Genomic DNA, 9551 nt, shown 5'->3' with positions numbered 1-9551 from the left:
ATGCGGGTATCCGAGGACGTGGAGGTCTCGGGCATCGACCAGAGCGAGCACGCCGAGACCGCCTACGACTTCAGCGGGGCCGGCGGCGGGATCTCCTCCTGCCCCCGGTCACCACCCGGCGGGGCCGCGCGGCCCCGGCGGACTCAGTGGAAGGCGTGCTCCGGCTGCGGGAACGTTCCGCCGACCACGTCCTCGGCGAAGGCCTTCGCCGCGTCCGTCATCGTGCTCCGCAGGTTCGCGTACTGCTTCACGAACTTCGGCATCTTCCCGCCGGTCAGGCCCATCATGTCGGTCCACACCAGCACCTGCGCGTCGCACTCCGACCCGGCGCCGATGCCGACGGTCGGGATGTGCAGGGACCGGGTGACCTCGGCGGCCAGCTCGGCCGGGACCAGCTCCAGGACCACCGCGAACGCGCCCGCGTCCTGCGCGGCCTTGGCGTCGCGCAGCAGCTGGTGCGCGGCCTCGTCGCTGCGGCCCTGCACCCGGTAGCCCATGGCGTTCACGGACTGAGGGGTCAGGCCCAGGTGGGACATGACGGGGATGCCGGACTGCACGATCAGCTCGGTCTGGGCCAGCGACCGCTCGCCGCCCTCCAGCTTGACCGCGCCGACCCCGGCCTCCTTGACCAGCCGGGTCGCGCTGCGCAGGGCCTGCACGGCGCCTTCCTGGTACGAGCCGAAGGGCAGGTCGCCGACGATCAGGGCCCGGCTGGTGCCCCGTACGACGGCTGCCGACAGCAGGGTCATCTCGTCCATGGTCACGGGGACGGTGGTCTCGTAGCCGAGGTGACAGTTGCCCATCGAGTCCCCGACGAGCATCACGGGGATGCCGGCCTCGTCGAAGACGGACGCCGTCATGGCGTCGTAGGCGGTGAGCATGGGCCACTTCTCGCCGCGCTCCTTGGCGAGGGCGAGGTCGCGGACGGTGATGCGCCGGGTGCCCGCACCTCCGTACAAGGTGGGGGAGGCGGCTTCGCGGGCAGGCGAAACGGCGTGCGTCATTGCAACTGCTCCTTGTGTCATCTCGAGGCGCCCTCACGGCGTCCCCGGACTCACCCACCATGGTGGCACCCCCGGCGCCGTGCGCGGAAGTGGCCGGGTTCCGACGCGCTGACCCGTACGTCACACTCCCGGCCCGCCTCCGGGCGCGCACGAGCCAATGTGCGCGTTTCGTGACAAGCGGAACCCTTGCCGCACGGCCGTTCGTCCTCCCGGTCGTACGGCCGCGAGGACGGCACGGAAGGCTCCGTACATCGCCTAGGGTCAAGGGGCGGAGACGGAGCGCGAGCACGGCAGCGAGGACATGGCATGGCACAGGCGTACATGACGGAGACGGGGAACGGCGCAGAGCCCGGACCCTCCGGATCCCGTCTCCGACGCCGACTGGCCGAACTGCGCCACGACCGGGGCATCTGGCGGCGCGGCCTCGTCACGGCAGCCCTCGCCGCGCTGGTCTCCCTGATCATGATCTTCCACGCGGAGCTGCCCAACGACATCGGAAACCTCGGCAGCCTCACCGAGACCTTCCTGCCCTGGCTGGGTCTGGCCGTGCCGCTGCTGCTGGTCGCCGCCGTGGTCCGCAAGTCCGCGACCGCGCTGATCGCGATACTGCTGACCACCGCGGTGTGGGTGAACCTCTTCGGCGGGCTGATCACCGACAAGTCGGGCGGCGGCGGCAACCTCATGGTCGCCACCCACAACGTCGACGCCGACAACCCCGACCCGCGCGGCACCGCGCGGTCCGTCGCCAAGTCCGGGGCGGACGTGCTGGCCCTGACCGAGCTCACGGGCGACGCCGTCCCGGTCTACGAGAAGGCCCTGGCGGACACGTACAAGTACCACGCGGTCGAGGGCACCGTGGGCGTGTGGAGCAAGTACCCGCTGACCTCCAGCAAGCCCGTCGACATCCGCCTCGGCTGGACCCGCGCCATGCGCACCACCGCGGCCACCCCCTTCGGCGAGGTCGGCGTCTACGTCGCCCACCTGCCGTCGGTGCGCGTCAAGCTCAACGCCGGGTTCACGGCCAACCAGCGCGACAACAGCGCCGACGCGCTGGGCGCGGCCCTCGCCTCGGAGGGGCTGAAGAAGGTCGTCCTGCTCGGCGACCTCAACGGCACCATGAACGACCGCTCCCTGTCCGAGGTCACCTCGCAGATGCGCTCCACCCAGGGCGCGGCCGGCCACGGCTTCGGCTTCAGCTGGCCCGCGCAGTTCCCGATGGCCCGGATCGACCAGATCATGGTGCGCGGCATCAAGCCGGAGGCCTCCTGGACCCTGCCCCGCACCGGCAGCGACCACCTCCCGGTGGCGGCCCGGCTGACCGTCCGGCCGTAGCCCGCCGCTTGTTCGTGCCGAGGGCCCCGGCAGCTCCTGGGAGGAGCGGCCGGGGCCCTCGGCGTACGTACGGGCGCAGGAGCTACGCGTGCTCGCGCCAGCCGTTGGTGATGGGCAGGCGGCGGTCCTTGCCGAAGCCCTTCGCCGAGATCTTGGTGCCCGGCGGGTACTGGCGGCGCTTGTACTCCGCCGTGTCCACCATGCGCAGGGTCTTGGCGACCAGCTCGCGGTCGAACCCGGCCGCGACGATCTCCTCCAGGCCCCGGTCGCGGTCCACGTACAGCTCCAGGATCGCGTCGAGCACCGGGTAGTCCGGCAGGGAGTCCGTGTCGACCTGCCCCGGGCGCAGCTCGGCGCTCGGCGGCTTCACGATCGAGTTCTCCGGGATCGGCGGGGTCTCGCCGCGCTCGGCGGCCGCCCGGTTGCGGTACTCGGCGAGCCGGAAGATGTCCGTCTTGTAGACGTCCTTGATCGGGCCGTAGGCGCCGACCGAGTCCCCGTAGAGGGTGGAGTAGCCGACGGCCAGCTCGGACTTGTTGCCCGGGGCCAGCACGATGTGGCCCTCCTGGTTGGAGACCGCCATCAGCATGGTGCCGCGCAGCCGGGACTGGAGGTTCTCCTCGGCGAGGCCGGTGAGGCCCAGCGAGCCCATGTACGCGTCGAACATCGGCTCGATCGGGACGGTCCGGAAGTTCAGGCCGGTCCGCTCGGCCAGGTCGGCCGCGTCGCCCTTGGAATGGTCCGAGGAGTACTTCGAGGGCATCGAGATGCCGTACACGTTCTGCGCGCCGATCGCGTCGCAGGCGATGGCCGCGACGAGGGCGGAGTCGATGCCGCCGGAGAGGCCGATCAGGACGGAGCGGAAACCGTTCTTCTTGACGTACGCGCGCAGGCCCACGACGAGCGCGTCGTAGATCTCCTCGTCGTCGTCCAGGCGGTCGGCGTAGCCGCCGGCCACCACCGCCTCGGACGGGGCCGCCGGCTCCTCGGAGAGGATCACGCGGTCGATGCGCAGGCCGTCGTCGACGACGCCCTCCGGGGCGTCGGACCGCGCGGCCGGCAGGTCGAGGTCGACGAGGACGCAGCCCTCGGAGAACTGCGGGGCGCGGGCGATGACCTCGCCGTCGGCGTCCACGACGATCGAGTCGCCGTCGAAGACCAGCTCGTCCTGGCCGCCGATCATCGCCAGGTACGCCAGGGTGCAGCCGGCCTCCTGGGCGCGCTTGCGCACCAGTTCGAGGCGCAGGTCGTCCTTGTTGCGCTCGTACGGGGAGGCGTTGATCGAGACCAGCAGGCCGGCTCCGGCGGAGCGGGTGGCGGGCACCCGGCCGCCCTCCTGCCAGAGGTCCTCGCAGATGGCCAGCGCCACGTCGACGCCGTGCACCCGGATGACCGGCTGGGTGTCGCCCGGCACGAAGTAGCGGAACTCGTCGAAGACGCCGTAGTTGGGCAGGTGGTGCTTGGCGAAGCGCAGGACGACCTCGCCCCGGTGCAGTACGGCGGCCGCGTTCTCCGGGGAGCCGGCGGGCCGGCCCAGGCGGGGCGCGGCCTTCTCGGTGCGGTCGAGGTACCCGACGACGACCGGCAGCTCGCCGAGACCCTCCTCGGCGAGCCGTCGCGCGAGGTCGCGCAGCGCGGCGCGGGAGGCCTCGACGAAGGACCCGCGCAGGGCGAGGTCCTCGACGGGGTACCCGGTCAGCACCATCTCCGGGAACGCCACCAGATGGGCGCCCTGCTCGGCGGAGTGCCGGGTCCAGTGGACGACCGAGTCGGCGTTCGCGGCGATGTTGCCGACGTGCGAGTCGATCTGATTCAGAGCGAGGCGTAGTTGAGGCACGGGGCCCAGTGTAATCGTCTTTCTGACGCGATGTCCTGGGCCCCCGTTCTTTCAAGGGGTCGGATGCGTCACCCGACGGGCCCGGTGAACTTCGCGTCGGGCATCAGGAGGCCGGGGGAGAGCCCGGCGCTGACGCTGCGCGTGCCCTCGGGAACCTCGAACGCGGCGGTGCCGGTGGCGGACTCGCCCGGCTGGATCGTCCCCTGGATCCGCTTGGGCAGCCGGCCGTCGAAGACGAGCCTGCCCTCGGCGCCCTTGTCGTCCGTGAGGCTGGGCATGGCGTAGATGACGTCGTGGGGCCGCTTCGAGGTGTTGGTGATGGTGAAGGACACCTCCACCGCGTTGCCGACCGGCAGGTACTTGTTCGAGCTGACGTACTGCTTCGGGACGGAGAGGCTCACCTTGATCCCGTTCGGGTACGTGAACGTCTGGCCGAACGCGATCGGCGTGCTGATGCCGGGTCCCGTGGAGGGCATGTCGGGCGGCAGGGTGAAGCCGGACGGGGAGGGCAGGGCGTCCGGGGACGCGTCCGGGTCGTACCCGGGGTCGTCGTACCAGTCCGTGCCCCGGTGCTGGTCGACGCGGTCCAGCGACCTGCCGATGATGGCCGTGGTGAAGAGGAACCCGCCGACGGTGGCGGCGAGGCCCAGCACGCCGAGGGCGATGCCGACGATGGACATCACCTTGCGCGGGGCGCCGCGGCCCGCGCGCACCAGGCCGGCGATGGAGATGCCGATGCCGGTGAGGGCGAGGCCGGCGCCGGCCCAGAACACGAAGGGGACGAGGCCCACCCCGATGGAGAGGGCGGAGAGGACGAGACCCGCCACGGCCTGGCCGTTGGAGGGCGCGGCGGGTGCGACGGGATAGCCGGTGACGCCGTGGCCGTGGCCGTAGCCCGGGTGGCCGTAGCCGGGGTGGCCGGGGCCGGGGAACCCAGGCCGGCCGGGCCCTCCGTAGCCGGGCGCCCCGTACGCGGGGCCCCCATAGCCGGGGTGCCCGCCGGGGGGCGGCGGGGCCCAGGCGTTGGCCGGAGCACCGTACGCCCCCGCGTCGGGCGCGGAAGGGGCGGCCGGGACGGGGCTGACCGGCGCGAACGCCGACGGGGCGGGCGCGGGCTGCGGGGCGCCGGGGACCGGGGTCGCCCAGGGATCCGTGGGCGCGGCGGGAGGCGGGGTCCGCGGCGGGGCGGGCTGCGGCGACGGGGCCGCAGCCGCGGGGGCGGAGGCCGTGGGGGCGGGGGCCGCCTTCTCCAGGGAGGGCTTGGCCGCTTCCGGGGTGGCGGGGGTCTTTTCCAGGGAGGGCTCGGGGGCCTCCGGGTTGGCCGGGGCCTTTGCCAGGGAGGGCTTCGGGGCCTCGGGGGTGGCCGGGGCCTTCTCCGGGGGCGGCTCGGTCGCCTCGGGGGCCGGGGTCGTCCCGGGCGTCGCCGGAGCCGGGGCCTTCGCCAGGGACGGCCCCGGCGGCGGTATCGGCGTTCCCTCGGGCTCGGTCGGGCTGTCGGGCGGGTTCGGGGGTGTGCTCATGCCTGGCGGAGTCCCTCGGAAGTGCGGTGTGCGGTGTACGGCGTACAGGGGCCTGCGCCAGCCTGCCACGCGCTCCGCCCGCCTCCAACCGGATACCCCGTCCGGCCCCGGACCCCGGGGGAAATCGACCGGACCGCCGCGATCGGGCCGGGCGCCCGGGGAACGCTCCCGTACCCCGGCACGTTTCCCGGTCGGGGAGTCCGGCGGTCCCGCGAGGAGTCCCCGCGTCCACCCCGGATCTGCTGAGGACCACGCACACTATGCGCATGAATGCCCCCGAAGGTGCCGGAAGTGCCGGTCGAGGCAAGGGCACCGGCGGAGGCGGCGCCCGGGCCGTCGCCGTCCTCATCGGACTCGGCGCCGCCGCCTACACCGCCTGGGTGCTCGAAGTCGTCCTCTCCACCGGCGTCAACCCCATCGAGACGTACGTCAGCGAGCTCGCCGCCCAGGACCAGCCGCTCGGCGGCCTCTTCCGGGCCACCGACTTCACCGCCGGCCTCCTCGCCTTCCTCGGCGGCCTCCTCGCCCTGGCGCGCCTGCCGCGGCACCCCGAGTCCCGCGGTCCCTGGGCGGTCGCAGGCTGGGCGGGCATCGCCCTCTTCGGCGCCGCCACCGCCGCCGACGCCTGGCTGCCGCTGAGCTGCCAGCCGACCGTCGATCCCGTGTGCGCGGCCCGCGAGACCGCCGGTCTCGTCCCGGCCACCCACCAGGCGCACGCCGTCAGCAGCAGCCTCGCCATGACCGGCGCCCTCGTCGGGATAGTGGCCCTCACCGTCGCCGCCCGCCGTTACGGCCGCCTCGCGCCGCTCGCCCGCTTCGGCCCCGCCCTCGTGGCCCTGGAACTCCTCGCCACCGTCTGGACCCTGACCGCCATCGCCCTGTTCAGCGCCGGGCACGGCACGTGGGCGCTCGGCGCGGGCCAGCGGCTGCAGGTGCTGCTGGTGGCGATCTGGCTCGGCGTGCTGGCCCACTCCGTGCACCGCGAGGGCCGCACGTGACGCGAGGGCCGCAGGGGACGCGAGGACCGCGGGGGACGCGAGGACCGCGGGGGACGCGAGGACCGCAGGGGACGCGAGGACCGCAGGGGACCGGGACGGCCACCGGTACCGGGACGGCCCTCGGCGCCGGGACGGCGACCGGCACCTTCGTCCGGGTCGACGGGATCCCCCTGCACGTGGTCGTCGAGGGCCGCGGACCCGTCGTGGTGCTCAGCGCCGGGCTCGCCCTGGCCTGGTTCGACTGGGACCCCGTCGCCGCGATGCTCGCCGCCCGGGGCCGCACCGTGGTCCGCTTCGACCGCCCCGGCCACGGGCTCAGCGCCCCGGCGCCCGGCCCCGCGGGCGCCGCCGACGAGGCCCACCGGATCGCCGCCCTGCTGGACGCGCTCGGTCTGACCGGCCCCGTCACCGTCGCCGGGCACTCCCTCGCCGGGTTCCACGCCGAGGCCTTCGCCCGCCTGCACCCCGGCCGTACCGCCGGGCTGGTCCTCGTCGACTCCAGCGTCGAGGAGAGCCCCCGTACGAGGCTGCCCGCAGCCTGGCGCACCGGCGCCGCCCGTGCCCTCGGCCGGGCCGTGACCGCCGCCGGGATCCCGGCCGCGCTCGGACCCGCGGTCCGGCGCGGCGTCGTACGGGCCGGCCGGGCGGGCGGGGCCGCGGACCCGGCCGCGCGGGACCTCGTACGCCGCTGCTACCGCACCGGCCGCGTCTGGCGCGGCGCGCTGCTGGAGAACGCCCGCTACCCCGACACCGCCGCCGAGCTGCTCGCCCTGCGCGCGGACCACCCGCTGGCCGCGCCCGCCACCGTCCTCGCCGGCCACGACGGCACCACCGGCCGCGCGGCCCTGCGCTGGCTCGCCCGCCAGGCGGACCTCGCCGACCGGATCGGCGCCCGGTTCGAGGTGGCGCAGCCCTCGGGCCACCTGGTCATGCTGGACCGCCCGGACCACGTGGCCCGGACGCTCCGGCACGCGGCGGACCCGCCGGCCCCGTCGGACCCGACGACCCCGATGGACCCGCCGGCCCCGACGGCCCCCGCGGACTGACCCGCGCGTACGCCGTTCACCCGCGCGGGGCCGCCCCGCGCTGCTTGAGCATGTCCGCCATCAGGGTGAGTTCCGACTGCTGCGCCGCGACCATGCCCTGGGCCAGCGCCCGCTCGGCGGGCGTCCGGCACTGCGCCGCGCAGCCCTGGGCCATCGCGACGCCTCCCTTGTGGTGGTCGGTCATCAGCTGGAGGTAGAGCACCTCCGCGTCCCGGCCGTTCGCCGCGCCGAGCCGGTCCAGCTCCTCCTTGGTCGCCATGCCGGGCATCAGCGCCCCGGGCTTGGTCGCGTGCCCCATGTGCCCCGCGTGCTCGCCGCCCTCCTCGGAGGCCGACATCCAGGACATCGGCGGCTCGTCGGCCAGCACCTTCGGCAGCCCCCACAGGTCCAGCCAGCCCAGCAGCATGCCGCGCTGGTTGGCCTGGGTGTTGGCGATGTCGTAGGCGAGGCTGCGCACCGGCTCGTCCTGGGTGCGGTCGCGGACGATGAAGGACATCTCCACCGCCTGCTGGTGGTGCACCGCCATGTCCCGGGCGAAACCGGCGTCCGGGGAGTAGAGCGCCGGAGTGGAGGAGGGGCCGGGGGAACCGCCCGAGCCGCCGTTCGCGGTGGCGACCGTGGCCCCCACCGCGAACAGCACCGCGAGGACGACGGCCGCTCCCGCGGCCCAGTACGTACGGGTCACTTGTCGGCCAGCCCGTTGGTGCAGGCGGCGCCCGGCTCGGGCGTCTGCGGGCCCTGCACGTACTTGGTGAAGAACTGCGCCACACGGGGGTCGTCGGCCTTGTCCACCGTCAGCTGCTTGCCCCACGCGCTCAGCATGATCGTCCCGGCCTGCTCCTTGTCCGGGCTCATCAGCGTGTACGGGGTCTTGCCCACCTTCCCGGCGAGCGCCTCGACGTCGCCCGCGGCGGCCTTCTCGTTGTACGTCACCCACACCGCGCCGTGCTCCAGCGAGTGCACGGCGTTGACCTCGGGGATCGGGTTCTTGTAGACGTCGCCGTTGCAGTTCATCCAGCGGGGGTTGTGGTCACCGCCGACCGGCGGGTTCATCTCGTACTTGACCGGGGTCTCGACGTGGTTGCGGCCGAGCTTCTTCACGTCCCACTCGCGCTCGCCGCTCACGGGTGCCTTGCGCGCGGCGACCGCGTCCTTGTCCTTCTGCTTCTGCTCGATCAGCAGCCACGACCCGAAGCCGACGAGTCCGGCGACGATCACCGTGGAGATGCCGATGGCGAGGAACTTGTTGCGCCGGTCGCGTGCTTTCTCGGCGCGCCGCATCTCGGCTATGCGGTTCTGGCGGGAGGTGTTGTCCGACGTCCTGCTGGCCATGTGCCCTGGTTCCTTCTGCTGAGGGGGGTGTCGTGGTGGAGCCGTGGGTGCGCCCGGGGCGCCGCGGCGCTCACGTTCGCAGCACTTGCAGGGAGTACGGGCCGGGCGCGCGCGCCAGGGTGCCGTCCGGCCGTACCGGCCCGGCCGCGGCGGCCGGGCGGACGGCGGGCGCCACCCGGGTCTGCGGCAGCGCCACGGCGGGCGGCGGGGCGGGCAGCACGGCCGGGGTCACGTGGGCCAGCGGAGAGCAGCCCGGCAGGTCGTACGGGGACACGCAGGCGGCGTGCGCGGCGTGCGCCCCGAAGCCGCCCGGATGCGGCGGGTGCGCGGCGGCCGGCCGTGCGCACAGGAAGGCCACGCAGGCGGCCACGCCGAAGGAGATCAACAGCAGGAGGGCAGCCCGGCGCACGGGTCGCCCGTGGCTCCCGCTCCGCGTGTGCTCCCAGCCCCCCATGGGCGCAGATGGTAATGCTCATGACGGC

The 9551-nt window shown here is 74.1% G+C and carries 9 protein-coding genes; 3 read left to right on the top strand and 6 right to left on the bottom strand.

What is annotated here, in order from left to right:
- Window positions 1–143: 143 nt before the first annotated feature.
- Window positions 144–1004, bottom strand: a complete 861-nt coding sequence (panB, locus tag ACEPPI_RS20875; protein ID WP_100660964.1) for a 3-methyl-2-oxobutanoate hydroxymethyltransferase — start codon at window positions 1002–1004, stop codon at window positions 144–146.
- A 306-nt stretch (window positions 1005–1310) separates the two neighbouring features.
- Between panB and ACEPPI_RS20870 the strand changes: the two genes are divergently transcribed.
- Window positions 1311–2336, top strand: a complete 1026-nt coding sequence (locus tag ACEPPI_RS20870; RefSeq protein ID WP_373916757.1) for an endonuclease/exonuclease/phosphatase family protein — start codon at window positions 1311–1313, stop codon at window positions 2334–2336.
- Between the two features lie 82 nt (window positions 2337–2418).
- Here ACEPPI_RS20870 and ACEPPI_RS20865 read toward each other — a convergent pair whose 3' ends face one another.
- A complete protein-coding gene (locus ACEPPI_RS20865) occupies window positions 2419–4173 on the bottom strand; it encodes an NAD+ synthase (RefSeq protein WP_373916756.1) in 1755 nt (584 codons plus the stop codon).
- Between the two features lie 68 nt (window positions 4174–4241).
- On the bottom strand, window positions 4242–5693 hold the full coding sequence (locus ACEPPI_RS20860) for a DUF4352 domain-containing protein (protein WP_373916755.1): 1452 nt from the start codon (window positions 5691–5693) through the stop codon (window positions 4242–4244).
- Between the two features lie 266 nt (window positions 5694–5959).
- On the opposite strand from ACEPPI_RS20860, the gene ACEPPI_RS20855 reads away from it, so the two are divergent.
- Both ACEPPI_RS20855 and ACEPPI_RS20850 read left to right on the top strand, forming a co-directional pair.
- Window positions 5960–6691 (top strand): DUF998 domain-containing protein, encoded by a 732-nt coding sequence (locus ACEPPI_RS20855; protein WP_373916754.1) that lies wholly within the window; start codon window positions 5960–5962, stop codon window positions 6689–6691.
- A gap of 176 nt (window positions 6692–6867) precedes the next feature.
- Window positions 6868–7737, top strand: coding sequence for an alpha/beta fold hydrolase (locus ACEPPI_RS20850; protein WP_373916753.1), 870 nt, complete (start codon window positions 6868–6870; stop codon window positions 7735–7737).
- A 16-nt stretch (window positions 7738–7753) separates the two neighbouring features.
- On the opposite strand, the gene ACEPPI_RS20845 is transcribed toward ACEPPI_RS20850, so the two are convergent.
- The 3 genes from ACEPPI_RS20845 to ACEPPI_RS20835 form a co-directional block, all read right to left on the bottom strand.
- Complete coding sequence (locus tag ACEPPI_RS20845; protein WP_373916752.1) at window positions 7754–8422, bottom strand: DUF305 domain-containing protein; 669 nt, start codon at window positions 8420–8422, stop codon at window positions 7754–7756.
- Window positions 8419–9069 (bottom strand): DUF3105 domain-containing protein, encoded by a 651-nt coding sequence (locus ACEPPI_RS20840; RefSeq protein WP_373916751.1) that lies wholly within the window; start codon window positions 9067–9069, stop codon window positions 8419–8421. The genes ACEPPI_RS20845 and ACEPPI_RS20840 overlap by 4 nt, the downstream gene beginning before the upstream one ends.
- A 70-nt stretch (window positions 9070–9139) precedes the next feature.
- Window positions 9140–9478 (bottom strand): hypothetical protein, encoded by a 339-nt coding sequence (locus tag ACEPPI_RS20835; protein ID WP_373916750.1) that lies wholly within the window; start codon window positions 9476–9478, stop codon window positions 9140–9142.
- Window positions 9479–9551: the final 73 nt, after the last annotated feature.

Origin of the sequence: Streptomyces sp. AB3(2024) (assembly GCF_041862025.1) — a bacterium.
In the GTDB taxonomy this organism is placed as follows: Bacteria; Actinomycetota; Actinomycetes; order Streptomycetales; family Streptomycetaceae; genus Streptomyces.
Note: the sequence above shows the minus strand (reverse complement) of the source record. Positions and strands in the feature narration are given on the sequence as shown.